This window comes from Acinetobacter sp. ANC 3813, from assembly GCF_002135435.1.
Lineage (GTDB): Bacteria > Pseudomonadota > Gammaproteobacteria > Pseudomonadales > Moraxellaceae > Acinetobacter.
This window is the reverse complement of sequence record NZ_NEGK01000009.1, coordinates 18,118-43,616: the sequence shown is the minus strand read 5'-3', so window position 1 is coordinate 43,616 and position 25,499 is coordinate 18,118. Positions and strand designations below refer to the sequence as shown.

The following is a 25,499-nucleotide window of genomic DNA, read 5'->3' as shown; positions in this document are numbered from 1 at the left end:
AAATTAATTTTGACGATGTCGATAACGTAAATAGATAACCCAATATGCCATGCTAAGCATAAAGCTAAACAAAGCTGGGATGAGAAATGCGTTTAATTTTAATAAAGGATAAATCAAGCTGGCAAGAAGGCCACCCAGAAAAAATCCGATTAAAATAAGCAAGTGTAATAAAACGCGTTTGGATTCTACCTCTAATCCACGCGCGCGGTAGCCCAAAGCAAGTCCTAAATCTGTCAAAACACCCGATAAATGCGTTGTACGGATGATTGTGCCCTTGTAATGGCTTACCATAGCATTTTGCACACCCATTGCGACACAGGCCCATAATAAGGCGTAACGTGGGAAATACGGCAACAGCAGCCAGCATAGAAAAATAAATAATGCTACTAGGCTTAATGGAATACCGTACAAGCGTCCAAAACGGAACTGGCTATTGCCCAAAATCAGTCCGCTATAAAACGAACCCACGACATAGGAAAGGGTAATCAGAAAGAGGTAAAGTATTGAGGAGGGTTGCCAATTGGTGATGGCTTGCGCAAGCATGCTGACATTGCCAGTCATGTGAGAAACGGACTGGTGTAAAACAGTGACCAGTCCGAGTACGTTAATCATGCCCGCATTAAATGCGAGAAAGAAAGCCCCCAGTTGAACCCAAAGAGGCAAAGTATAAAAAGGCATAGTGCTTTGAATAATTAATATACATATAACAGTATATTATCTTAAACCACGATCTACTGCTGCAGTAAATAATACATCAGTCGAAGAGTTCAAAGCTGTTTCTGTAGAATCTTGCAATACACTGATAACCATGCCAATAGCCACAACTTGCATAGCAATATCTGATGAAATGCCGAATAGGCCGCAAGCAACAGGAATCAAAAGCAGTGAACCGCCGGCAACACCTGATGCGCCGCATGCAGAAATAGTCGCAACTACAGATAATATCAGCATGGTGGTGAAATCAACTGAAATGCCTAAAGTGTTTACCGTAGCCAAAGTCAAAACAGTAATTGTTACCGATGCGCCTGCCATGTTAATGGCTGCGCCTAAAGGAATGGCAACACTTGCTGTTGCTTCAGGTACGCCAAGGCGTTTTGCAAGGTCTAAGTTAACTGGAATATTGGCTGCAGAGCTGCGGGTAAAGAATGCCGTAATGCCGCTTTCACGTAAACACTGGAAAACCAGTGGATATGGGTTTGAGCGTGTCATGAATGCAACCATAATGGGGTTGATGACGACAGCAACAAATAGCATTGTTCCTAATAGTACCGCCAATAAGTGCGCATAGCTCGCGAGAGTACTTAAACCTGCTTCTGCGAAAGTCACAGTAACCAAGCCGAAAATACCAAATGGAGCGAAGTTGATCACTAAACGGATCACTTTATTCACTGCTTCAGCTGCATCCGATAAAAATGCTTTTGTTTGCTCAGACGAATGACGGAAGGCAATACCAAGCGCAACCGCCCATGCCAAAATACCGATAAAGTTGGCTTCACCAATTGCAGTAACAGGGTTCGCTACAAAGCTTAAAAGAAGATTTTTCAAGATTTCAGCTAAACTGCCTGGAGGAGTCAACTCTGCCTGTGCGGGCATGTCCAAGAACAATGTGCTTGGAAATAGTGTACTTGAGATTACAGCTGCGAGAGCCGCAAAGAACATGCCCAAAGCGTACATCAGCATAATTGGCTTAATGTAAGCATTGCTGCCGCCGACTTTAAAATTAGCAATAGACGATAATACAAGTACAAAGACAAGAATTGGGGCAACAGATTTAAGTGCCTTAATGAATAAGTCACCCAGCAAACTTAAATAAGGTGCTGCGTTTGGAAATAGGCTTGCAACCAATACGCCTAAAATGATGGCGATAATAATTCGGGTTACTAAACTCAAACGCGTGAATGCAGAAAACATAGGAGTGCCTTGTCAGAATTACGATGACAAATTGAAGAAAATAAGGCGGATATTTTATACTGAAAATCTTATATGCTTGGCAGAAATTTTAATATAAAAGCTAAGTCACTATTTTTAAAGTTTATATTTTATAAAAATGCATAATAATAAAACAGAAAAAGCATACGTCTTAAACAATTACCGGCCAAATTTTCCGTAAAATTTCTTTAAATTTGGTATTCAAACACTTGAGGCGCTAGGCTTTGTATCGCTTTATAGTGGGTTAAATAGATTTGCCCGCTCAAGTGCGACAGCATTCTTGATTGCTGCAGCCTATCCATAACAGGGCCTTTGACTTCAGAGAAATGCAAATTAATGTTGAGTTTTTTAAGCTCATTGTTGATCTCTTCCAGCATTTCCAAGGCGCTATAATCAATGCTACTGATACTCGAACAATTTATAATCACATGCTTTAATTGAGGGTGCAGACTAATCTCATTGATTAAGAAACCTTTCAACGCATTTGAGTTTAAAAATGTCAGGTTTTCATCTATACGCACGGATAAAACTTCTGGCGTGGTTAGGGTGTGATAGCGCTGAACATTGCGGAAATGCTGCGTACCTTCAACTAGGCCAATAATAGCCATATGCGGTCGGCTAATCCTCCACAGCATTAAGATAAAGGTTGAAATAATGCCAATAATTAAGCCCGTAGAAATATCAATAAAAATCACACCAAAGAAAGTGATCCACATAGCAAAGCCATCAGCTTTTGAATAGCGCCAGGTTTCGATAAACGGTTTGAAATCGACGAGTTTCCAGATTGAGACAATGATGGTCGCGGCTAAAATAACCAAAGGTAAATCTTTAAAAAAGCCAGTGAAGAATAAAGTAACGACAATGATCATCAGTGAGGACAGGATGCCCGCCATAGGACTTCTTGCGCCTGCATCTGCATTCACAACGGTGCGGGATAGGCTGCCCGTTACGGGAAAGGCAGAGCTAAGGCCTGCGCTAATATTAGCAACGCCTAAAGCCAGCAGCTCTTGGTTGCTGTTCAAGTTGCTTCTTTGCTGTAAAGCGGTAGCTTGAGCAATAGATAAAGATTCAATAAAGCTGATCATGGCAATCATTGCCGCCCCAGGTAGCAGCTTTTGGACCAGTTCCCAAGTCCAATGCGGAACAGCTATAGGCGGGAAACCTGATGGAATTTCACCAACGGTTTTTATGCCTAAATCTTTAAGCCCCAAACTTAGGGTTAAGCCAATAGAAATGACCACCAAAATGAGCGGTACAGCCTTGATGATAAAGGGGATAGATTTTACATTTTCGCTGAGTGCTGACCGGTTCAGCAGCTTTGGAAAATAGATTAAAAACAAAATAGAAGCTAAACCAAAAACCAGAGAAGCAAAGTGCGTGAAACTCAGATATTGCCACATGCTCATTACAAACTCAGGAATGCTGTTTCCATTTAGCGGCACATCAACCAAAAACTTAAACTGTCCAAGCGCAATCAGTAAAGCTGAAGCAATGATAAAACTTTTAATAACTGGATGGCTGATCAGCTGAATAAGAAAACCAAAGCGGAATAGGCCCAATAGCATCGAAATGATGCCGACCATCAAAGCAAGCAGCATGGCAGCTTCTATAAATACAGGCGATCCAGCTTCAAACAGTGGGTTTAAAGTCGCAAATGTCATCATAGAAATAATGGCAACTGGACCAATTGATAAAGTTGTGCTGCCGCCTAATACCGCATAGATGATCATTGGAATCATGCTGGCATATAAGCCCATAATGGGAGGTAAACCAGCCAGCATGGCATAGGCCATACCTTGCGGAACCAGCATTGCTATGACAATCAGTGAAGCTAAAAGGTCAGATTTAAATTTGCCGGCATTATAGTTCTTGAGCCATTGCCAAGCAGGGATAAGCTGAAGCATACGCGGGATGAAATCTGGCATACAAAATTCTAAATCACAATTTAATATATATTATGCATAAAAAATGCTAAGAAGTCTCAGGTGAAAACAGTCCGTTTTGAACAGTCTTAAAATGATGGCGTGAAATGCAGATTGAGTAAAAGATTAAAAAAGTATATTAAATTGAAAAATAAAGATTATAAAAAAAGAAAAATTAAAAAATCACATTGAAGGGATTGAAATGCTGCCAATCATTTAATTGTTGGTTTCTGCTGTCAGCATTAAAGATGCTTATTAAGCCGCATCGTATTCTTTATTGCAGTATAAATCATACAAAGTTTGTAAGATCACCAGCAAATTTGGATCTTTAATAGAATAATAAATTTGCTTACCGTCGCGGCGGGTAGTGACCACATCACTTTTACGCAGCATCATTAGCTGCTGAGACAAGGTAGGCTGGTTAATATTGGTAATTTGTTCAATCTGGGAGACGTTCAATTCCTCCTGCGCTAAATGGCACAAGATTAACAAACGGTCAGTGTTTGCTAGTGATTTTAAAACGCCAACCACTAAATCTGCGGAATCACGCATGGTTGTGATTTCAAGATTGCTGTTCATTCAGGGGGTTCCACTCTGCTTCTGCAACTCTTTTTAGTATACGTATATCCGACTTAAATACATGGTTAAAATTCTAAATTTTTATGGTTTTTAGTGACATTTGTAATCAGATTTTTTTATATGCAATATAATTTAACATCAAATATTCTTATTGCTTCCTATTTGCGCAGAAAAACGTGAATAGTCCTGTATTTTTAAATTATACAAGTAATTATACACCGTAATGGACAAATAATTGTATGATGTTCAATGAACTTTTTGATGTAAAAAATATCAAGGAAAGACTCATGACAACAGATTCAGCATTTCCAGCAACAGCGAATTTAGGCATTGCAGTATACAGCAATAATGCAGAGGCTATTGGCAATACGCCGTTGGTTCGTATTAATCGTGCAATTTCAGGCGATGCGACAGTTTTAGCAAAAGTAGAAAGCCGAAATCCTGCATTTTCTGTCAAGTGCCGTATTGGGGCAGCATTGGTTGCAGATGCAGAAGAAAAAGGCTTGCTAAAACCAGGCATGCATATTGTTGAACCTACCAGCGGCAATACTGGGATTGCATTGGCATTTGTCGCCGCAGCAAAGGGTTATGATATTACGTTGACTATGCCAGCCAGCATGAGTATTGAGCGCCGTAAAGTGTTAAAGGCATTTGGCGCAAACTTGGTTTTAACCGAGCCTGCAAAAGGCATGAAAGGTGCAGTAGAAGAAGCTGAGCGTTTGGCTCAGGAACATCCTGAAACCTACTATTTACCGCAGCAGTTTGAAAATCCAGCAAACCCTAAAATTCATGAACTAACCACTGGCCCAGAAATTTGGGAAGCTACGGGCGGTAAAGTTGATATTTTAGTCGCAGGCGTGGGTACAGGCGGAACGATTTCGGGTATTTCACGTTATTTTGAGAAAGTTAAAAACCAGCCGATTTATTCTGTTGCTGTAGAACCTGCAGAATCTCCAATTATTGGTCAAGCAAAACGCGGTGAAACTCTAACGCCAGGGCCACATAAGATCCAAGGGATTGGCGCAAACTTCATTCCTAAAAACTTAGATTTAGATTTAGTGGATGAAGTGATTCAAATTGAAAGTGCTACTGCTATTGAATGGGCACGTAAAACCGCTACTTCTGAAGGTATTCTAGTTGGTATTTCAAGTGGCGCGGCAATGGCTGCGGCAGCTCAGCTTGCTGCACGTCCTGAAAATGCAGGCAAAACCATTGTTGTCATTTTACCAGATGCGGGTGAGCGGTATTTATCTTCTGTACTGTTTGAAGATATTTCTGCTGATTGAGCATTTAAAAATACATGATGTAAAACAGAATCAGTTGAACATAAAAAAACAGGCTATTTATAGCCTGTTTTTTTATGTATTTGATTTAACAATTTCAAAAAGCGCTTGACCTTCCCAATATGGGAATGTTTAAGCTATAAATATTAAATTAGCGTGAAGTACAGGAGCGAAATTATGTCTGGTGCATTAAATCCATCAACTGCTGTTAAAAGTCAGCTTAGTGTTGATGTGGAAGGCATGACTTGCGCATCCTGTGTGGCACGGGTAGAAAAAGCATTAAAAAGAGTTGAGGGGATAGATGAAGCATCCGTTAATTTAGCAACAGAAAAAGCAATCGTCAGCAGTGTTCTGCCCATAGACACCCAATTAATAATTCAAGCTATTGAAAAATCAGGCTATGACGTGGCGCAGAAAAATATTGAACTGCCAATTGAAGGCATGACTTGTGCGTCCTGTGTTGCACGTGTGGAAAAAGCGTTAAATAAAGTCGCTGGTGTTGTGCAGGTCTCAGTCAATTTAGCCACAGAAAAAGCCACCGTTCGTGTATTGAGCACTGTTGAACCAGCTCAATTGCGTGCCGCTGTAGAAAAAGCTGGTTATGCAGTGACTGCGCCTAAAATAGAATTGAACATTGAAGGCATGACCTGCGCCTCTTGTGTTGCGCGGGTTGAAAAAGCACTGAACAAAGTCGATGGGGTGCAGTCCGCATCGGTCAATTTAGCCACTGAAAAAGCTTTTATCCAAGGCGGTAAGGCAGCGGACTTGGTTGCCGCCGTAAAAAAAGCTGGTTTTGATGCGACCTTAGTACAGGCAGATCAGCAGTCATCCTATGCAGATAAAAAACAGAAAGAGCAAGAAATATTAAAACGTGATTTGATCATTGCTTTGGTGCTGGCGATTCCTGTTTTTGTGTTGGAAATGGGATCGCATATGATTCCAGCGTTCCATCATTTTATACATAGCGCCATTGGCATGCAGAACAGCTGGTATATCCAGTTTGCGCTAACCACTTTGATTTTGCTGTTGCCAGGCCGCCGTTTTTATCAGCATGGGGTTCCTGCGTTATTGCGCGCAGCGCCCGATATGAATTCTTTGGTCGCCGTAGGAACTTTTTCAGCCTATGTCTTCTCTTGTGTGGCAACCTTTATGCCGCAGGTTTTGCCTAGCAATACCGTGCATGTGTACTTTGAAGCTGCCGCTGTGATTATTGCCCTGATTTTACTGGGCCGTTATTTAGAAGCGCGTGCCAAAGGCCGCACTTCACAAGCCATACAGTATTTGGTCAGGATGCAGCCGAAAACTGCGCGGATTGAGCAAAATGGTCAATACGTTGAATTGGGCATTGATCAAGTTCAGTCTGGGATGATGCTGGAAATCCGTCCCGGTGAACGTGTACCCGTAGATGGGGAAGTCATTTCAGGCAGCAGTTATATTGATGAGTCTATGATTAGCGGCGAGCCCATTCCGGTAGAAAAAAATGCAGGCCAAACTGTGGTTGGCGGCACAGTGAACCAAAATGGCAGCTTGACGGTCCGTGCAACAGCTGTAGGCCAAGATTCAGTTCTTTCTCAGATTATTCAACTGGTTGAGCAAGCGCAAGGCGCTAAATTGCCGATTCAAACTTTAGTGGATAAAGTCACGTTATGGTTTGTACCTGTGGTTATGTTATTGGCGCTGATCATATTTATTCTCTGGTATTTCTTTGGTCCAGAGCCAAGTTTGACTTATGCCTTAGTCAATGCGGTCGCTGTATTGATTATTGCTTGTCCATGTGCAATGGGTTTGGCAACACCGACTTCAATTATGGTAGGAACAGGACGAGGTGCTGAGTTAGGCGTGCTGTTCCGTAAAGGTGAAGCCTTACAGCTATTAAAAGAAACACAAGTGGTCGCCGTTGATAAAACTGGAACGCTAACCGAAGGCAAGCCCAAACTTACTGATTTTCAAGTAACTGAACAGTTTGATGAGCACGAGGTGCTGCGTTTGGTGGCTTCGGTAGAAGCAAAATCTGAACATCCTATTGCTCATGCGATTGTACAGGCAGCACAAGATTTACAGCTGGAGTTTTTAGAAGTTACCGCGTTTGATTCTATTACTGGCGCAGGCATTCAGGCGCAGGTCAATGGGTATCAGCTGCATATTGGCGCTGACCGTTTAATGCAGGATTTAGGTTTAGATACTTCTGCATTTGCAGATACGGCTGCAGCATTGGGCGAGCAATGCAAAACACCATTGTATGTATCTATAGATCAGCAGTTAGCTGCGATTATCGCCGTGGCGGATCCGATTAAAGACACCACCTTTAGTGCGATACAGGCTTTGCATGATCAGGGCTTGAAAGTGGCAATGATTACGGGCGATAACCGCCATACGGCGCAAGCGATTGCGAAGCAGCTGCATATCGACGAAGTGATTGCGGAAGTACTGCCTGATGAAAAAGTACAGCATGTAAAAAAACTGCAGCAGCAATATGGCCATACGGCCTTTGTTGGCGATGGGATTAATGATGCACCTGCTTTGGCGCAGGCTGATGTAGGACTTGCTATTGGGACAGGTACAGATGTCGCCATTGAAGCTGCTGATGTGGTACTGATGTCTGGCAATTTACAGGCTGTACCAACAGCCATTGGACTGAGTACGGCAACCATCAATAACATACGTCAGAACTTATTTTGGGCCTTTGTTTACAATGCCGCGCTGATTCCTGTCGCTGCGGGCGTGCTGTATCCATTCTTTGGCATATTACTGTCACCGATATTTGCCGCTGCAGCGATGGCGCTGTCTTCGGTGTTTGTGATCAGCAATGCGCTGCGTTTAAAACGCTGGCAGCCAATAATCTTTAAGCTGGAGGTTTAAGATGAATATAGGGCAGGCGGCAAAGCAATCGGGTATTTCAGCAAAAATGATCCGCTATTATGAAGAGATTGGCTTGTTGCCTGCATCTAAGCGCACAGATGCTGGCTACCGCATGTACAGTGAAGAAGATCTTAAAACATTGAAGTTTATTCAGCATTCACGTGAACTTGGTTTTTCTACTGAGCAAATGAAAGAGTTACTGGATTTGAGGAACAATCAAGACCGTCAAAGTGCAGAAGTGAAACAGCTGACGCAGAAGCATATCGATGCCCTGAATCAGAAAATTGCTGACTTGCAGGCGATGGTCAGCGCACTGCAGCAGTCCGTAGATTGCTGCGCTGGCAATCAGCAGGCTGAATGCGAAATCTTGAATCAGATTGAATTGGGTACAGCACCTGAACATTCAAAAGGCAATTAGTATAAAACCTAGAACGAAGACGCTTGACCTTCACCTTATGGGAAGCTTTATAGTTGGTTTATGGTGAAATAGAAGGAAAGATCCAATGAAATTAAGTATAGATGCTATGACTTGCGGCGGCTGTGCACGCAGTGTAACAGCGACCATTAAAGATGTAGATCCAAATGCCAAAGTGGATATTGATGTTGCGGCGAAATTAGTCAGTGTTGAGACTGCTGCGGATCAGCAAAAAATCTTAGATGCCTTGGCTGATGATGGCTTTCCGGCTATTCAGCTTTAATCAAGCTCTGGATTTATAAAAAAGCCTGACATAATTCAGGCTTTTTTTATGTGGCATATGACAGGCTATATCTGAACAAAATCAATTATGTGTTGAAATTTTATCAGGTGTCATCAGCGCTTGGTTGACATAAAGTTTAATCAGGCGTTCACGTGAACCAATTGATTTTTGGTAATGTGTAGAGTTGAGCAATAACGATGCGCCATAGGTTACCGTCCAAATATAGGACAGATAATCGCGGATGGACATAATGCTGTTTGATGCTTTTAAGTAATCTGCGAACAAATCTTTAATTTCTAAAATCCGCTGTTCACGGACCGAATACAATTCTTCAAACAAGTCCTTGAGTTTACGCTCATTATTGGTTAAGCGCTCTTCAATGACATGCAGTAAAATCGTCCGGTTAGAGTTCAGCATGTTGTAGAGCATGTACTGCGAAACATAGGTTTTTATATCGTGGTTATAATTTTTTGAAATGTCCAGCAAGCGCTTTTCATTTAAAATAATCAGTTCTAAATACAGCTGATTCTTGCTTTTAAAATGCTTATAAATAGTGCCTTTGGCGATATCCAGCTCACTCGCCAATTCGCTTAAAGTAATATCTTGATGATTATCAAGCAATAACGTTTCTGCCATCGCTAAAATTTTCTCTTTGCGGACTAGAAAATTTTGTTGGCGCACTGTAGTCATTTAATTGTTCCAAGCACATCTATGGAGAACGTAATTTTAGATTACGGCTTTTTTGTGTCATCTAAAATAGCACTAAGGTCGAGCAAAGTGCTCAAAATTGTTTTAAAAATAAACATTCAATGAATAATAGATTTTTACCCTTTTTAATTAATTGTCAGACAAAGTCAAGAAAAGTGAACCCTAGAGGTCATTTCAAGCAAATAAAATTCCTTTTTTTAATTTTTTATTCTATTGTCAATGCGCACAAAAACAGCAGTTAAGTTTAAGAAACCTTAAAAATAAGGTTCTAAACATAGGTTCTTTTAGTATTTGTTTTAGGTTTTATATGTACGGTTTTATACATGATCAATTTATGAGCTTAATCCGCTTTATTCAGTTTTTATCTGCACGAACGCAGTTTAAATCTTAAAGAAGGCAGCCTAAGCCGCTGCTTCAGTTTCAGTAAATTAATTAAGCTGAAACTAAACACAAAATTTCACATTCATGACTCAGTCGGAATCACAATGCTGATCCCGCTTAGGACACTTTTATCTGTAGAAAATGCCGGAATTCATGCCAGCATTTAATGTATAAGGGAAGCAACTATGCCAATTTACAACGCGCCGCTCAAAGACATGGACTTTATTCTAAATGATGTGTTTAAGGCTGATGAATTCTGGCAGGCCAATGAAAATCTAGCGCATCTGGATATGGCAACTGCAAATGCCATTTTAGAAGAAATGGCGAAATTTTCTAAAAATGTCATTTTAGATTTGAACCGCAGTGCAGATGAAGCTGGCGGTGCAGAATTGAAAAATGGCGAAGTTAAAACTCCTGCAGGCTTTAAAGCGGCATTTAAACAATTTGCTGAAGGCGGCTGGGTGGGCTTAGGCGCGTCTGAAGAGTTTGGCGGTCAAGGCATGCCAAAAATGCTGACCGTTTTAGCGGATGAAATGATTTGGAGTGCCAATCCATCATTTATGCTTTATCCATTATTGACTGTTGGCGCGGGTATGGCCATTAATGACCGCGCTTCACAAGAGCAAAAAGAAACCTATTTGCCAAAATTTTATACAGGTGAATGGTCAGGCACAATGTGCTTAACTGAACCGCATTCAGGCACTGATTTAGGCCTGATTAAAACGAAAGCAGAACCTAATGAAGATGGCTCATTCAACATCACTGGAACTAAAATTTTTATCACCAGCGGTGAGCATGATCTTTGTGAAAATATTATTCATTTGGTTTTAGCAAAAACACCAAATGCACCCGCAGGTTCACGCGGAATTTCTCTGTTTATCGTGCCTAAATTTCATGTAAATGCAGATGGTTCTGTAGGCGAACGCAATGCAGTATCTGCGGGTTCAATTGAACACAAGATGGGCATTAAAGGTTCAGCAACCTGTGTAATGAATTTTGACGGCGCGAAAGGCTACATCGTGGGTAAAGAAAACGAAGGCTTAGCGGCCATGTTTGTCATGATGAACTATGAACGTCTGTCTATGGGTATTCAAGGTATTGGCGCGGCAGAATTTGCTTATCAAAACGCTGCGCAATATGCGACTGATCGTTTACAGGGTCGCGCTGCAACAGGTGCTCAATCACTTGAAAAACCAGCGGACTCTATTTTAGTACATGGTGATGTACGCCGTATGCTGCTGAATATCCGTGCGAATAATGAAGCATCACGTGCATTTGCAGTCTATGTGGGTCAGCAGCTGGACATTACCAAATTTTCTACAGATGAAGATGCTGTACGTAAAGCCAATGACCGCGTTGCTTTATTAACGCCCATTGCTAAAGCGTATTTAACGGATAAAGCACTGGATTCTGCTTTAGAAGCGCAAATGTGTTTTGGCGGTCATGGTTATATTCGTGAATGGGGTATGGAGCAGTGCATCCGTGACTTACGCATTTCCCAGATTTACGAAGGCACCAACGGCGTTCAGGCGATTGACTTGATAGGCCGCAAAACCACGAAATGCAGCGGCGCATTTATTGCGGAATATATTGCGGAAATTCGTGATTTTGGAGCATCAATGGCAGATTCTAAAGTGAAAGTAGCCACGCTTCAGTCTTGTGCAGAATTAGAATCTTTAACGCAGTACATTGTCGAGCAATCTAAAACAGCGCCAGATTTCAGCAATTCAGTTGCTGTGGACTATTTGCATGCAGTGGGCTTATTGAGCTTTGTCTATATGTTCGCGCGCATTAGCCAAGCAGCGGCGGCAAAACCAGAACCGTTCTATCAAAACAAATTGGTCTTGGCAGAATACTATGTTGCCAAGGTGCTTCCAGACTTAGCTGCACGTGCACAGCGTATTCAAGCGGGTGCTGAATTGATTATGCAGCTGCCGGAAGAATATTTCACCGCTCAAGCTTGAGTTTAGAGCAAAGGTTCCAAAAAATTAATGGAAAACCCTCAAGAAGTGCTTATGCTTCTTGAGGCAAACATCATGTACCAAATAGGATGGAAAAAAAATGATTGTGATTGTAGATGCAGTTCGTACAGCAATGGGCGGATTTCAGGGCGCATTTTCTTCTTGTACAGCGCCAGATTTAGGTGCTGCCGCAATTAAAGCTGCAGTAGAGCGTGCTGGTTTAGCGCCTGCAGATATTGATGAAGTTATTTTTGGCTGCGTATTGCCTGCTGGCTTAAAGCAGGGGCCTGCACGTCAAGCCATGCGTCAGGCAGGTTTGCCAGATACCACAGGTGCGACCACAATTAATAAAATTTGCGGCTCTGGTATGAAAGCTGTAATGCAGGCGGCAGATACCGTGAAAGCTGGCTCTGCAGAAATTGTTGTAGCCGGCGGTATGGAGTCTATGTCTAATGCGCCGTATTTGCTGGATAAAGCACGTTCTGGCTACCGAATGGGGCATGGGAAAATTACAGATCACATGTTCCAAGAAGGCTTGGAAGATGCAGAAACTGGTCTGTCTATGGGTATTCTTGCGCAGGAAATGGCGGATAAAAAAGGCTACACCCGTGAACAGCAAGATGCATTTGCAATCAATTCTTTAAATAAGGCGGTTGCAGCTATTCAGGGCGGTTTTTTTAAAGACGAAATCGTTCCAGTCAATGTCAAAACCCGCAAAGGCGATGTCATTGTAGATACTGATGAACAGCCATTAAGTGCCAAACCCGAAAAAATTCCAACTTTGCGTCCAGCATTTAAAAAAGACGGCACCATTACTGCAGCCAATGCCAGCTCAATTTCAGACGGTGCATCTGCTTTAGTGATTACATCTGAAGAAACAGCCACTGCACGCGGCTTGAAGCCTTTGGCAAATATCGTGGCTTATGCCTCGAACTCACAGCATCCTTCAGAATTTACCATTGCTCCTGTCGGCGCAATTGACAAAGTATTGAAAAAAGCAGGCTGGGATGCAAAAGACGTCGATCTTTGGGAAGTCAATGAAGCTTTCGCGATGGTGACAATGCTGGCAATTGACGGTTTTAATCTGGATGAAGCGAAAGTGAACATCAATGGCGGCGCTTGTTCACTGGGACATCCTTTAGGCTCATCAGGTTCGCGCATTATTGTGACATTGATTCATGCCTTAAAACGCACTGGCGGCAAAAAAGGCATAGCAGCGCTGTGCATTGGCGGCGGAGAAGCGACCGCAATTGCAGTTGAATTAGTCTAATTCAAACTCAATTTTAATTTTTAGATAAGCAATAACTGGCTCCATTTCAGCACGCTGGGATGGAGGAAATATATTGATGTTTATTTTGAGATATTTATTTTTGAGATTTTTGTTATGAACGGTTTAGAACGTATTCGCTTAGTCTCCCTACGCGATAAAGTCATGTCGCCATTAGAAGCGATTCAATTAATTAAAGACGGTTCTGTTGTTGGTTTAAGCGGTTTTGGCGGTGCAGGCGAAGCAAAAACAGTACCGCTGGCGCTGGCTGATTATGCAGAAAAGCATCCTTTGAAAATTACACTGGCTACAGGCGCGAGTTTGGGCAACCGCATTGACGGGCGTTTAAACGATGCACATGCAATTCAGCGTCGTTATCCTTATCAGGCAGACCCTGGTTTGCGTAAAGCGATTAATGCTGGCGAAGTGATGTATATCGATCAGCATTTGTCTGAAATGGCCGACAATATTCGCCATCAAAATTTGCCGCGGATCAATGTTGCGGTCATTGCAGCCACAGCCATTACAGAAGATGGACAGATTATTCCAACAGGTTCATGCGGCAACTCTGCCAATTTCATAGAAATGGCGGATCATGTCATTATCGAGATTGATAACACCATCAATCCTATTTTAGAGGGCGTACATGATATTTATGTACCTAAAGCGCGTCCGAACCGCGGGCCAATTCCACTGACGCAAGCGAGTGACCGTATAGGTACAATAGGTATAAATGTCAGCCCTGAAAAAATTTCTGCAATTGTTTTAAATGATTTGCCGGACACTTCATTTGGCATGGATGAGCCGGATGCAGAAACCTTGGCAATCGCACAGCATTTGATTGACTTCTTCGAAGGCGAAGTGGCAGCAGGGCGCCTGCCTGAAAATCTAGGGCCTTTGCAGTCTGGTGTCGGTTCAATTGCCAACGCTGTATTTGCTGGATTTGAACATTCAAATTTTCATGATTTGGAAATGTATTCAGAAGTGCTGCAAGACTGTACCTTTCAGCTGATTGATTCAGGAAAAATGAAATTTGCTTCAGGCTGTTCAATGACTTTATCTGAGTCTTGTTCGGCTCATGTGATGAAAAACTTTGATCGCTACAAAGACAAGATCATGCTGCGACCGCAGGAACTTTCCAATAACCCTGAAATCATCCGCCGTTTAGGAATTATTGCCATTAACACTGCACTTGAGTTTGATATTTACGGGAACGTAAATTCGACACACGTGACGGGTACTAAAATGATGAACGGTATTGGCGGTTCAGGTGATTTTACCCGTCATGCGCATATTGCGATTTTTGTGACCAAATCTATGGCTAAGGGCGGTGCAATTTCGTCTGTTGTTCCAATGGTCAGCCATACGGATCATACTGATCATGATGTGGATGTGCTGGTAACAGAGCAAGGCCTTGCCGATTTGCGCGGCTTGTCACCGCGTGAGCGTGCGCGTAAAGTCATTGAAATCTGCGCGCATCCAGAATACCGTGAAGCATTGCTGAGTTATTTTGAACGTGCCTGTGAACGTGGTGGACAAACACCGCATATATTGGCGGAAGCACTATCCTGGCATGCAAAATTTGAAGAAACGGGCAGTATGAAAACTGCTTAAATCTAAAAAAGCCCGATTGATTCGGGCTTTTTTTCAATCTATTTAAACAAAAGTTTATGGGGGGAAATATTAAAGTGCGGCAATTAATTCTGAAAAATCTCTAGCAAAAAAATTAGCTTTTGCTTTAATTTGTTCCAATTCATGTTCAGAGTATTGATCATAAATGGCGACAACTTCAATGCCTGCCTGATTGGCAGACTCTACACCAATTAATGAATCTTCAATGATTAAGCATTCTTCTGGCTGAACATTGAAATGCTCAATAGCTTTTAAATAAATTTCAGGGTGCGGCTTAATATTTTGCACATTTTCACGCGTTAAAATTAAGCTGAAGTCACGGTTAAAATCCAGTTTTTGATGAATATGGGCATTATTGTGCTGATAACGCTGAATATTATTGATACTGGTCGTAGTCGTAATGGCGGTTTGAATGCCATGCTGCGCCAGTTTTTGAACAAATTGATCGGCTTGCGGTTTCAGCTGAATTACATGATCCAAAAAATAATGTGAAACGGCATAGCGCCGTATTTTAATATCTTCTTTGCTTAAATTTGAAATCCCATAACTTTCTTTTAGATAGCCACAATACTCTAGATAGGGATCAACACAATGTTTATATTTTTTCAGCTGGGTATCCCGATGGGCTTGGATATTTTGCAAATTGATCGTGTGGCCAGATAAATCCTGAATCAGTTGAGCATCGACTTGGTTCCAAACACCGACTGAATCTATGAGGGTTCCATCCAAATCAAAACAAACCAGTTTTTTATTGCGAAGCATGCATCAATGTCCAATATTGGTTCTGCTGATTATGCTGTGCTGCAGCTTGTAAAGAAAGTTAGGCGCAGGCAAAAAGCTTTGTTAATCTGTAAAAGCTGAGTCTCAAGCGGTGCCTTTATATTCTTATTCGTGTTTAAAAAGTAGGTGAATACTGCGATCTAGAATAACTGCTCTAGAAAATTGTGACCTTTCGCAGTAATATTTAGGTCTTGGAAGCATATGTGTATTGGCACTTAATGGAATATGTGCTGTTAATGATTGAACAATAGGAATTAAACCTTCGTGTTTGAGTTGGACTGTAAATTACTCAGTATCTTTTTTTACGTTTATAAATTTAAAAGCGTATCTCTCGCGGCGGATCATCTAGAAATGAGCCAGCCGACAGTGAGCAACATTCTAAATAAAATCCGTCAGCATTATAATGATCCGCTGTTCTTGCGTATTGGCAATGAAATGGTGCCGACAGAGCTGTCTAAACAGCTTTTCCCGCTGGTGAGCGAAGCGCTGAGCAAAGTTGAAATCATCAATAATTTCACTATTGATTTTGACCAAGCTGTGTCGCATCAGCAGTTTACACTGGCTATGACCGATGTTTCGCATTTGGTCTTGCTGCCAAAAATTTCACAATATTTAAAAGCCAATGCGCCGCATGTGCGCTTAAATGTCCGTCCAATCACCACTGAAACCAGCTATCAAATGGCCAATGGTGAAATTGATTTGGCTTTGGGTTTCTTGCCTCATTTAGAAAATGGCTTTTATCAGCAGAAACTTTTTGAGCAGTATTATGTGGTGATTGCAGCCAAAGATCATCCTCGTTTAACAGGTGATACGATCACGAAAGAGCAATATCTGAGTGAATCACATATTGATATTGATGCAGGGATGGGGCACTACCACATTGAAAATGAACTGCTGAATTTAGATTTGAAGCGCGATATTTTAATGCGTTTGCCCAGTTATTTGGGGGTTGGGCTAGTAGTGCAAGATACAGATGCAATTGCAACAGTGCCTTATTATTTAAGCGAAGTCTTGCTTTCTCGGGGCAATTTAAAAATCTTTGAAGCGCCAATTGCATTCCCGACCTATGGCGTTAAACAGTATTGGCACATGTCCTGCCATCATAAAACCAGCCATCAATGGCTGCGGCATATGTTCCATGAGATTTTAGTGAAATAAACCCATAAATAACATATGGGTTTAGGCATTCATATAAATGTACTGCACTTTAAAAAATTCTATGAAAAAGATCCCTGCAAAAGTTGGGATCTTTTTTTTTAGTATATGAATTCCGGATGTGTAGCTTTTGGTGCATTTTAATCCGCATTTTTTGTATTCGCACCGAATGGATACATCAAAAGCAGGATTTAAGTATTACGGATAGCAAAAAACGTAATACTAAATTGGCACAGCCTTTGCATTTACCTATACAGATAAAAGTGATCTAGGGTTCCGATACATATTGAATGTATGACTGCGACCGAGAGTTCACGGCTTCGTTTTGATTTAAAGCAGAGCTGCACGGAGGGATAAAAGCCCGGGAGGTTTACTTATTACCTAGCAATAGGCAACCTTAGAGAGGTCATGCACATGGGCGGCTTTCATAATCATCTATCACTTTGGAATGAGAAATTGCCGGGAGGGCATCATTGGTCTGGACGGATTCAAAAAGGTGCGGTGTTACAGCTTAAATCTCTTGGTGCAAATGCCAATGTTTCACTGTTTTGTGTCAATGCTGAAGATAAATTAGAACGCTACAACATGCCAGACACCTTAAAGGGGCAACATACGGCATTTCTAGCAGCAGGCAATGTGCTGTATTCAGATTTGGGTCGTGTTATGGCTTCTATTGTTCAAGATGATCATGCTTGGAGTGATACTTTCTGTGGCGCTAGCCGTCCTGAAAAAATTGAAAAACAATTTGGCACTTGCAGTTTTCAAGATGCCCGTAATGACATGTATCAAAGTGGCCTTGATGGCTTATTGGTAGAAATGTCTAAGTTTTCTTTGGGCCAAGCTGATTTAAGCGCAACGGTGAACTTATTTTCTAAAGTGACGCCAAATGATACTGGCGCCTTATCATATATTCAATCTGACAACACGGATCAAATCGCAGCACTGCGTTTTGAAATGGATTGTCTAGTTTTTTTATCTGCTGCACCGCATGGCTTAGATAATAGTGCCGCATATGCACCCGCAGATATTGAACTGTCTTTATTTAAAGCCAATGCTTTAGGCGAGAGCGATATTTGCCGTGATTCCTGTCCGCAAAATCAGCGCGCATTTCAAAATAATGCCCGCTATTACGCACTTTCAAATATTTAAGACAGGAGCAGACTCATGACAGTTTTAACGAATATTGCAAATAACCCTTTTGAAAATACCGTGTTGAGTGAAGTATGTCCTGCTGGCGAAGCATGGATGTGTGAAGTAAAAAAAGGGCAGTATTTCCGCATTATCGATTTAGAAGGCAACCAAGCGGTAGATACTTTATTTATCTCTGCTACAAATCCTGAAGAACGTTATAGCGCAACGGATACACTTGCGATTAATCAGCAAATTTACCTTGAAAAAGGTACGACGATGTACAGCAACTTTGGTCAGCCCATTGCGACCATTAATGATGATAACTGTGGACGCCACGACACTTTAGGCGGCGCATGTTCATGCGAGAGCAACACTGTGCGCTATGCGCATGATAAATATCCAATGCACAGCTGCCGCAACAATTTTATGTATGCTTTGGCAAAAAATCCTGTAGCGCAAAAACACGGTTTAAATGTGCGCCACATTGGCCCGAATATTAACTTCTTTATGAATGTGCCTGTTACAGCAGAAGGCGCTTTAAAGTTTGATGACGGCATTTCTGCACCGGGTAAATTTGTTGAAATCCAAGCCGAAATGGATCTGATTGTACTGATTTCGAATTGTCCGCAGCTAAATAACCCATGCAGCGGTTATAACCCGACACCGATTCAATTGGTCGTACATGAAGGCGCGGAGGCATAAGCAATGCAAGCATTAACTAAAGTTTTAATTGCCAACCGTGGCGCAATCGCATGCCGTGTTATCCGTACTCTAAAAAAATTGGGCATTCAATCCGTTGCTGTATATTCAGAAGCTGACCGAGATTCATTACATGTGACTTTGGCAGATGAAGCAGTATATATCGGCGAAGCGCCAGCCAGCCAAAGCTATTTAAATATTGATAAAATTTTAGAGGTTGCGAAGCAAACCCGCGCGCAGGCCATTCATCCGGGCTATGGCTTCTTATCTGAAAATGCTGAATTTTGTGATCTCTGTGAATCACAAGGCATTGCCTTTATTGGCCCAAACTCTAAGCAAATGCGTGAATTTGGCTTAAAACATACGGCGCGTGAACTTGCCATTCAAGCCAATGTACCCTTGCTTCCGGGCAGTCAGTTATTGGCGGATGAAGCGGAAGCGCTGACTGAAGCTGCACGCATTGGCTATCCAGTCATGTTAAAGAGCACCGCGGGTGGCGGCGGCATAGGCATGCGTTTGGTCTGGAACGAAGCCGAGCTGAAAGATGCATATGCAACCGTATCTTATTTAGCGCAAGCCAACTTTAAAGATGCAGGTCTGTACTTAGAAAAATTTGTGCAGAATGCCCGTCATATCGAAGTACAGATCTTTGGTGATGGCAATGGTTTAGTATTGGCTTTGGGTGAGCGTGATTGTTCTGTACAACGCCGTAACCAAAAGGTGATTGAGGAAACCCCTGCACCGCACATCAATGATGAGCAACGTGCCTATATTCAAAGTGTTGCCATTCAACTGATGCAATCAGTGAATTACCGTTCGGCAGGCACAGTAGAATTTGTGATGGATACCGACACGCAAGAATTCTATTTCTTGGAAGTGAATACCCGTCTGCAAGTGGAACATGGCGTAACTGAACAAGTTTACGGTGTAGACTTGGTCGAATGGATGGTAACTTTGGCTGAAGGCACATGGACTGCGCCAACTGAGCCATTGCAGTCAAAAGGCCATTCGATTCAAGTGCGTTTATATGCAGAAGACCCGATTAAAAACTTTCAGCCGAGTGCAGGCTTACTGACTTTTGTTGAGTTTGATGCCGATGCGCGTAATGAAACTTGGGTGGAAACAGGCTCGAATGTATCGTCATTCTATGATCCGATGATTGCCAAAATTATTGTGACGAGTGAGACGCGAGAATCTGCGATTCAAGCCATGACAGGCACTTTAGCTAAAACTCAAGTGGCAGGCATTGAAACCAATCTTGAGTATTTACAAAATATTATTGATGGTGATGTCTTTAAAGCAGGTACGCAAACCACACGTTTCCTGAATGCCTTTGAATGGAAAACTCAAAAGATTGAAGTGCAGCAAGCAGGCATTCAAACGGCTGTGCAGGATGTGACAGGACGTTTGGGCTATTGGGATGTGGGTGTACCACCATCGGGCGCAATTGATCCATTGTCTTTAAATGTTGCGAATCAACTTTTGGGCAATGAGCCGAATACTGCTGGCTTAGAATGTACGCTGCAAGGTCCAAGCCTGAAATTCCACTGCGATAGCCAAATTGTACTGGCAGGTGGTGATATGCCATCAACACTTGATAGTGTGGCTGTGCCAATGTGGCAAACCGTCAATGTACGCAAAGGTCAGATTTTAAAATGTGGCAAAATCGCCACAGGTTGCCGTACTTATATCGGAATCAAAGGCGGTCTGAATGTGCCTGAATATTTAGGCTCACAAGCAACTTTTACTCTAGGCCAGTTTGGCGGTCATGCAGGGCGTAATTTATTGATTGGCGATATGCTTTCAATTACAGCATTTACTTCCGATGAAGTAAAAACACTTGCACCTGAACAAGTGCCATCATTCAGTCATGAATGGGAAATTGCGGTGATGTATGGCCCGCATGGTGCACCTGATTTCTTCACTAAAAATGATATTGATACATTCTTTGCCAATACTTTTGAGATTCACTTTAACTCAAGCCGTACAGGTATCCGCCTGATTGGGCCAAAACCAGAGTGGGCACGTGAAGATGGTGGTGAAGCCGGTTTGCATCCATCAAATATTCATGACAATGCATACGCGATTGGTGCGATTGATTTCACAGGAGATATGCCGATTATCTTGGGTCCAGATGGTCCAAGTTTAGGAGGCTTTGTTTGTCCTGCCGTGGTGATTAATTCTGAGCTTTGGAAACTCGGTCAATTGAAAGCAGGAGACAAAGTCAGATTTATACCTATGAGTTATCATCAAGCGAAACTTTTAAATGAAAAATATCATGCGCAATTAGAAGCATCTGATACGCAGGCTGTGGCATTTGATGAGTCATTTTATCCTGAACTTTCCACCTTAAAAAATGCAGTGCTTGATACTTTAAAAGGTCAGAATGGCTTGCCAGATGTGGTGTATCGTCCTGCGGGCAATAACTACATGTTGGTGGAATATGGTGAGTTGGTTTTAGATCTGAACTTACGTTTCCGTATTCATGCACTGATGCAATGGGTTCAAAAGCAAAATATTCAGGGCATTATCGACCTGACACCGGGCATACGTTCTTTGCAAATTCATTTTGATTCAATTCAGCTAGATCAACTCGATTTACTGCGTTTACTGCAAGTTGCAGAAACAGAACTGCCTGATGTGACAGAAATGGAAGTACCATCACGTACAGTGTATTTGCCACTGGCTTGGGAAGATTCACAAACCCAACTTGCAACTGAACGCTATATGCAAACCGTGCGTCCTGATGCGCCGTGGTGTCCAGATAATATTGAGTTTATCCGCCGTATTAATGGCTTAAAGGATAAACAAGCGGTTAAAGACGTGGTCTATGACGCGAGTTATTTGGTCATGGGCTTGGGCGATGTGTATTTGGGTGCGCCTGTGGCAACACCGCTTGATCCGCGTCAGCGTTTAGTCACCACCAAATATAACCCCGCACGTACTTGGACACCTGAAAATGCGGTCGGTATTGGCGGTGCTTATATGTGCGTATACGGTATGGAAGGTCCCGGCGGTTATCAGTTTGTCGGTCGTACCACGCAAATGTGGTCTCGCTACCGTAAGAACCCTGATTTTGAAAAGGGTATGCCTTGGTTACTGCGCTTCTTTGACCAAATTAAATTTTATGAAGTGTCTGAAACTGAACTGATGCAAATGCGTGAGGACTTTAAAGCTGGCCGTTTAAAACTTCGCATTGAAGAAGGTGTATTGAACCTTAAAGAATACAATGACTTCCTCACTGAAAACCAAGAATCGATTTCAGCATTTAAGTCTGTTCAACAAGCAAACTTTGAGGCAGAACGTCGTCGCTGGCATGAAGCTGGTCTTGCGGAATATGTATCTGAAAGTCTGGATACTGTGGATGATGGGGAAGGTGTTGAAATTCCAGATGGCGGCTGTGCGGTGGAATCGCATATGCCGGGCTCAATTTGGAAAATTGAATGTGCTTCGGGCGATATTGTGGAAGAGGGTGCAACACTTGCTGTGATTGAAGCGATGAAGATTGAGATTCCAATTATTGCGCCTGAACGTATGCGTGTAGATGCGATTACCATTGAAAAAGGGCAAACGGTGAAAACGGGGCAAGTGTTGTTTACTTTGTCGCCAGTGGCATAAAAAATCCTCCCTAACCCTCCTTTGAAAAAGGAGGGAATTTTAAGACCGTCCGTAAGGGCGGTTTTTTATTTGCGGTATATACTTGTTTGAACTATTATATAGCTTATAGTCTATATTTTGGTTGTGCTATGTGGACAGTATTGACCACAGATGTATTTAATGAATGGCTGGATCAGCAAGACGATTCGGCACAAGAAAAGGTTTTGGCAGCTTTGGTTGTGTTGCAATCACAGGGACCAAGCTTAGGTCGACCTTTGGTGGACACTGTATATGATTCTAAATATACCAATATGAAAGAACTTCGTGTGCAACACCGTGGTAAACCAATTCGAGCTTTTTTTGCTTTTGATCCATTAAGACAAGCGATTGTGCTGTGCATTGGTGATAAAAGTGGCAAAAAGCGTTTTTATACAGAAATGCTGGCAATTGCAGATGAGCAATACACTTTGCATTTAAAGAGTTTAGGAGATTCCTAACATGGCGAAAAGTTTACAAGAGCTATTGGCAGCTCGCTCTGCTGAAAGCCAAGCTCGTATTCAGCAAATGGCAGAGGAACTGATGCTTGAACAGCATCTTCACATGATTCGTGAAGAGTTGGAAATTTCTCAAAAAGATTTAGCCGAAACTTTAGGGATTAAACAGCCATCACTTTCAGCAATTGAAAACCGTGGTAATGATTTAAAAATCTCAACTATGAAAAAATATGTGGAAGCAATGGGTGGGAAACTTCGTATTGATGTCGAATTACCTACAGGTAAGCATATTGGATTTAATGTTTAATTAGAAAAAGACCGCTTAGGCGGTCTTTTTATTTGGTAAGGGATTTTCAGAAATAATATGTTCGAATATTTTTTCGCACAGTTCTTTTGCAGAATCTGTCAACTCCCATTCAATATGATCCATTACCGTCAAAACTAAACGACAAAATTTAAGCTTTTCTTTAATTGTCCCTGATTGGTCAGAAAAACATTTTTTAGGTTTGTTATCATCAGTTCTAGGATCATCATTCTTAATTTGGTCATCAATAATTTTACCAATACCATTTTTTGCATGAAAATAGTCTTGTTCTTCTACAAGAGTTTCAATATCAAAACCATCTTTGGTTTCTACTTGCATACCATCCATGGATAGATGATTGGAAAGAGCATTTCTATTTGTCTCATCATTATTAAAAGCATCATTTAAGCCTAAAAACTTAATACGGCAAGCATGATAAATAATGTTTGATGGCAGGGTATTTTCAGTTTCTTTACACTCTAAAAGGAAAAACTTTTCCCCTAGTTTTTCTGCTAAATTTGTAGCTCTTTTTCCTTTATTTTTAGTTTTAATATCACCATCAGCTATAAGAAAAACACTACTAGAAGTTAAGAGAGCATTCATACCGCAATCATCTAAATGATCAGTAAATTCGTCACTAAAATCCCAATGCGTTAAGTTGCTACCAGCATATTCCACAAATGTGTAATGGTAATTTGGCATTAATCTTTGAATATCTGATGATCGATATTTATATGATTGTAAATTGTTAGCTTTTCTTTCAAATTCCAAAGCTTCTTGTTGTTTTAGTACCTCTAAATATTTTTTCATATATTTGGTAATGTATAAACGATCTGTAATACCTTCCACCCAAATTGTACAGTTGGCTAAATAAACAGAAGAAGGACGTACACCTAATGAGGCAAGTAAGTCACGATCTCGATCACAGCGATAAATTTTAAAATCAAATTCGTTAGATGAACCAGCTTTGGGTTGCTTAACAAACTTTTGAATAATGACTTGGTCAGATTCATCCGCCATATCAAGTAAGTGATTTGAATGTGTAGTAAAGAAATAATAATGGGGTGTTTCGTTTAAATAGAAATTCATCAATTGACGAACCATACCTGCATGCATATGTAGTTCGGGTTCTTCTATAAAAAAAGCATGTTTTTCTGTATTTCCTTCTTTGTCTTTACTTTTTATATAAGCTTCATAAGTTAAGATAATCGCTTGTTGTAAGCCATCTCCTAATTGAGAAATTGGGAATTGTTTATCTTTACCAATTTTAATATTTACAACATCTTGATCATGTTTAGGTATGAGTGTAACAGTCTCATTGTCAAAAAAATACTGACTTAATTTTTCTTCATAATCTTTAATTAGTTCACGTTGCTCAGGTTCGCCTAAAAGATGAATTTTAAGTTCATGGTATAAGCATTCACCAGTAATAATATTATTAGAGTTGAATATATTTGTATCTGAAAAATAATCTTTTTGAGCACGTTCGATGTATGGCTGTCTATTTTGTTGTTCTGTGACAGGACGCATGCCACGTAGAATTGGTATATAGAATTTATGCTTGAAATTATTTTTTTTATAAAATAATTCTAAATTTAAACGATATTTTTCGGTTATTTCATTAAATTTTAGCTTATTATTTTGATCATAGTATTGAAAAATCATGTTGATTTTTTCTGTAAGTATTCTGACAAGTTCGAGCCGTGTCCTTTGAGGTTCAGGTGTTATGACATCCATAATTAATTTATTTAGTTGATTATAGTTATCTCCTCCATATGCATTACCAAAACCAATATAGCCAGAATGACAAGACTTGAGTGTTGTTTGTAATTCACTTAAAGAATGATTGGGGGATATATAGTTATAAGTCTTAAGGTCGTGTTGAGAGATAAACGCTTCCCGAAGAAACCTACTTTTTCCTGCATTATTCTTACCAATAAAAAAATTAAGGCGCTTAATTTCTATAACTTCATCATTATTCGTCTCTTTATCATTATCTGACGTATAGTTATCTAAATTTTCTGCCCAATAATATAATTTTTCTGACATAAAGCCCCCTAAATATAGGGACTAATTTATCAGTAATATTTTGCTTTTAAAAGAAAATTTGAAATTAAGCA

20 protein-coding genes and 1 riboswitch are annotated in these 25,499 nt (G+C 41.1%); of the genes, 13 read left to right on the top strand and 7 right to left on the bottom strand.

Translation table 11 applies throughout. The features are described 5' to 3' along the window. Positions 1-3: 3 nt before the first annotated feature. From B9T34_RS13610 to B9T34_RS13595, 4 genes are all read right to left on the bottom strand, one after another. Positions 4-678 (bottom strand): YoaK family protein, encoded by a 675-nt coding sequence (locus tag B9T34_RS13610; protein ID WP_086213677.1) that lies wholly within the window; start codon positions 676-678, stop codon positions 4-6. A 36-nt stretch (positions 679-714) separates the two neighbouring features. Continuing rightward, positions 715-1,911 carry a serine/threonine transporter SstT gene (sstT, locus tag B9T34_RS13605; protein WP_086213676.1) on the bottom strand — a complete coding sequence of 399 codons (1,197 nt, stop codon included), beginning with the start codon at positions 1,909-1,911 and terminating at the stop codon, positions 715-717. Between the two features lie 206 nt (positions 1,912-2,117). After that, on the bottom strand, positions 2,118-3,854 hold the full coding sequence (locus tag B9T34_RS13600) for a SulP family inorganic anion transporter (RefSeq protein WP_086213675.1): 1,737 nt from the start codon (positions 3,852-3,854) through the stop codon (positions 2,118-2,120). 252 nt (positions 3,855-4,106) lie between these two features. Then, on the bottom strand, positions 4,107-4,430 hold the full coding sequence (locus B9T34_RS13595; protein ID WP_086213674.1) for an ArsR/SmtB family transcription factor: 324 nt from the start codon (positions 4,428-4,430) through the stop codon (positions 4,107-4,109). A gap of 287 nt (positions 4,431-4,717) precedes the next feature. On the opposite strand from B9T34_RS13595, the gene cysK reads away from it, so the two are divergent. From cysK to B9T34_RS13575, 4 genes are all read left to right on the top strand, one after another. Beyond that, complete coding sequence (gene cysK, locus B9T34_RS13590; protein ID WP_086213673.1) at positions 4,718-5,716, top strand: cysteine synthase A; 999 nt, start codon at positions 4,718-4,720, stop codon at positions 5,714-5,716. 174 nt (positions 5,717-5,890) lie between these two features. Then, positions 5,891-8,572 carry a heavy metal translocating P-type ATPase gene (locus tag B9T34_RS13585; protein ID WP_086213672.1) on the top strand — a complete coding sequence of 894 codons (2,682 nt, stop codon included), beginning with the start codon at positions 5,891-5,893 and terminating at the stop codon, positions 8,570-8,572. Position 8,573: 1 nt separating this feature from the next. Beyond that, positions 8,574-8,990, top strand: a complete 417-nt coding sequence (cueR, locus tag B9T34_RS13580; protein WP_086213671.1) for a Cu(I)-responsive transcriptional regulator — start codon at positions 8,574-8,576, stop codon at positions 8,988-8,990. A gap of 85 nt (positions 8,991-9,075) precedes the next feature. Then, positions 9,076-9,270, top strand: a complete 195-nt coding sequence (locus tag B9T34_RS13575) for a heavy-metal-associated domain-containing protein (protein ID WP_086213670.1) — start codon at positions 9,076-9,078, stop codon at positions 9,268-9,270. An 81-nt stretch (positions 9,271-9,351) separates the two neighbouring features. Here B9T34_RS13575 and B9T34_RS13570 read toward each other — a convergent pair whose 3' ends face one another. Further along, positions 9,352-9,960, bottom strand: a complete 609-nt coding sequence (locus B9T34_RS13570; RefSeq protein ID WP_086213669.1) for a TetR/AcrR family transcriptional regulator — start codon at positions 9,958-9,960, stop codon at positions 9,352-9,354. Between the two features lie 584 nt (positions 9,961-10,544). Here B9T34_RS13570 and B9T34_RS13565 point away from each other — a divergent pair. From B9T34_RS13565 to B9T34_RS13555, 3 genes are all read left to right on the top strand, one after another. Then, the gene (locus B9T34_RS13565) at positions 10,545-12,323 is read left to right on the top strand and encodes an acyl-CoA dehydrogenase C-terminal domain-containing protein (RefSeq protein ID WP_086213668.1); all 1,779 of its coding nucleotides are present in this window, start codon (positions 10,545-10,547) and stop codon (positions 12,321-12,323) included. Positions 12,324-12,420: 97 nt separating this feature from the next. Beyond that, positions 12,421-13,590, top strand: coding sequence for a thiolase family protein (locus B9T34_RS13560; protein WP_086213667.1), 1,170 nt, complete (start codon positions 12,421-12,423; stop codon positions 13,588-13,590). Positions 13,591-13,704: 114 nt separating this feature from the next. Beyond that, positions 13,705-15,201, top strand: a complete 1,497-nt coding sequence (locus B9T34_RS13555) for a succinate CoA transferase (protein ID WP_086213666.1) — start codon at positions 13,705-13,707, stop codon at positions 15,199-15,201. Between the two features lie 69 nt (positions 15,202-15,270). Here the strand turns inward: B9T34_RS13555 and B9T34_RS13550 are convergent, their stop codons facing one another. Beyond that, entirely contained in the window at positions 15,271-15,981 is a 711-nt protein-coding gene (locus B9T34_RS13550; RefSeq protein ID WP_086213665.1) for an HAD family hydrolase, read from the bottom strand. 282 nt (positions 15,982-16,263) lie between these two features. On the opposite strand from B9T34_RS13550, the gene B9T34_RS13545 reads away from it, so the two are divergent. The 6 genes from B9T34_RS13545 (at position 16,264) to B9T34_RS13520 (ending at position 23,382) form a co-directional block, all read left to right on the top strand. Further along, positions 16,264-17,157: a LysR substrate-binding domain-containing protein gene (locus B9T34_RS13545; RefSeq protein WP_086213664.1), complete on the top strand. Its 894-nt coding sequence runs from the start codon at positions 16,264-16,266 to the stop codon at positions 17,155-17,157. Positions 17,158-17,411: 254 nt separating this feature from the next. Next, positions 17,412-17,524: riboswitch (guanidine-I (ykkC/yxkD leader) on the top strand. 44 nt (positions 17,525-17,568) lie between these two features. Next, positions 17,569-18,303, top strand: a complete 735-nt coding sequence (locus tag B9T34_RS13540; protein WP_086213663.1) for an urea amidolyase associated protein UAAP1 — start codon at positions 17,569-17,571, stop codon at positions 18,301-18,303. 15 nt (positions 18,304-18,318) lie between these two features. Then, positions 18,319-18,987 carry an urea amidolyase associated protein UAAP2 gene (locus B9T34_RS13535; protein WP_086213662.1) on the top strand — a complete coding sequence of 223 codons (669 nt, stop codon included), beginning with the start codon at positions 18,319-18,321 and terminating at the stop codon, positions 18,985-18,987. A gap of 3 nt (positions 18,988-18,990) precedes the next feature. Beyond that, positions 18,991-22,602, top strand: coding sequence for an urea carboxylase (gene uca / locus B9T34_RS13530; protein WP_086213661.1), 3,612 nt, complete (start codon positions 18,991-18,993; stop codon positions 22,600-22,602). 128 nt (positions 22,603-22,730) lie between these two features. Then, complete coding sequence (locus B9T34_RS13525) at positions 22,731-23,078, top strand: type II toxin-antitoxin system RelE/ParE family toxin (RefSeq protein ID WP_086213660.1); 348 nt, start codon at positions 22,731-22,733, stop codon at positions 23,076-23,078. 1 nt (position 23,079) lies between these two features. Beyond that, on the top strand, positions 23,080-23,382 hold the full coding sequence (locus B9T34_RS13520; RefSeq protein ID WP_086213659.1) for a helix-turn-helix domain-containing protein: 303 nt from the start codon (positions 23,080-23,082) through the stop codon (positions 23,380-23,382). Between the two features lie 15 nt (positions 23,383-23,397). Here the strand turns inward: B9T34_RS13520 and B9T34_RS13515 are convergent, their stop codons facing one another. Further along, complete coding sequence (locus tag B9T34_RS13515; protein WP_086213658.1) at positions 23,398-25,428, bottom strand: AAA family ATPase; 2,031 nt, start codon at positions 25,426-25,428, stop codon at positions 23,398-23,400. Positions 25,429-25,499 lie beyond the last annotated feature (71 nt).

Coding starts and splice junctions, on each gene's coding strand:
- B9T34_RS13610 (WP_086213677.1), bottom strand. CDS start 678: ATGCCTTTTTATACTTTGCCTCTTTGGGTTCAACTGGGGGCTTTCTTT.
- sstT (WP_086213676.1), bottom strand. CDS start 1,911: ATGTTTTCTGCATTCACGCGTTTGAGTTTAGTAACCCGAATTATTATC.
- B9T34_RS13600 (WP_086213675.1), bottom strand. CDS start 3,854: ATGCCAGATTTCATCCCGCGTATGCTTCAGCTTATCCCTGCTTGGCAA.
- B9T34_RS13595 (WP_086213674.1), bottom strand. CDS start 4,430: ATGAACAGCAATCTTGAAATCACAACCATGCGTGATTCCGCAGATTTA.
- cysK (WP_086213673.1), top strand. CDS start 4,718: ATGACAACAGATTCAGCATTTCCAGCAACAGCGAATTTAGGCATTGCA.
- B9T34_RS13585 (WP_086213672.1), top strand. CDS start 5,891: ATGTCTGGTGCATTAAATCCATCAACTGCTGTTAAAAGTCAGCTTAGT.
- cueR (WP_086213671.1), top strand. CDS start 8,574: ATGAATATAGGGCAGGCGGCAAAGCAATCGGGTATTTCAGCAAAAATG.
- B9T34_RS13575 (WP_086213670.1), top strand. CDS start 9,076: ATGAAATTAAGTATAGATGCTATGACTTGCGGCGGCTGTGCACGCAGT.
- B9T34_RS13570 (WP_086213669.1), bottom strand. CDS start 9,960: ATGACTACAGTGCGCCAACAAAATTTTCTAGTCCGCAAAGAGAAAATT.
- B9T34_RS13565 (WP_086213668.1), top strand. CDS start 10,545: ATGCCAATTTACAACGCGCCGCTCAAAGACATGGACTTTATTCTAAAT.
- B9T34_RS13560 (WP_086213667.1), top strand. CDS start 12,421: ATGATTGTGATTGTAGATGCAGTTCGTACAGCAATGGGCGGATTTCAG.
- B9T34_RS13555 (WP_086213666.1), top strand. CDS start 13,705: ATGAACGGTTTAGAACGTATTCGCTTAGTCTCCCTACGCGATAAAGTC.
- B9T34_RS13550 (WP_086213665.1), bottom strand. CDS start 15,981: ATGCTTCGCAATAAAAAACTGGTTTGTTTTGATTTGGATGGAACCCTC.
- B9T34_RS13540 (WP_086213663.1), top strand. CDS start 17,569: ATGGGCGGCTTTCATAATCATCTATCACTTTGGAATGAGAAATTGCCG.
- B9T34_RS13535 (WP_086213662.1), top strand. CDS start 18,319: ATGACAGTTTTAACGAATATTGCAAATAACCCTTTTGAAAATACCGTG.
- uca (WP_086213661.1), top strand. CDS start 18,991: ATGCAAGCATTAACTAAAGTTTTAATTGCCAACCGTGGCGCAATCGCA.
- B9T34_RS13525 (WP_086213660.1), top strand. CDS start 22,731: ATGTGGACAGTATTGACCACAGATGTATTTAATGAATGGCTGGATCAG.
- B9T34_RS13520 (WP_086213659.1), top strand. CDS start 23,080: ATGGCGAAAAGTTTACAAGAGCTATTGGCAGCTCGCTCTGCTGAAAGC.
- B9T34_RS13515 (WP_086213658.1), bottom strand. CDS start 25,428: ATGTCAGAAAAATTATATTATTGGGCAGAAAATTTAGATAACTATACG.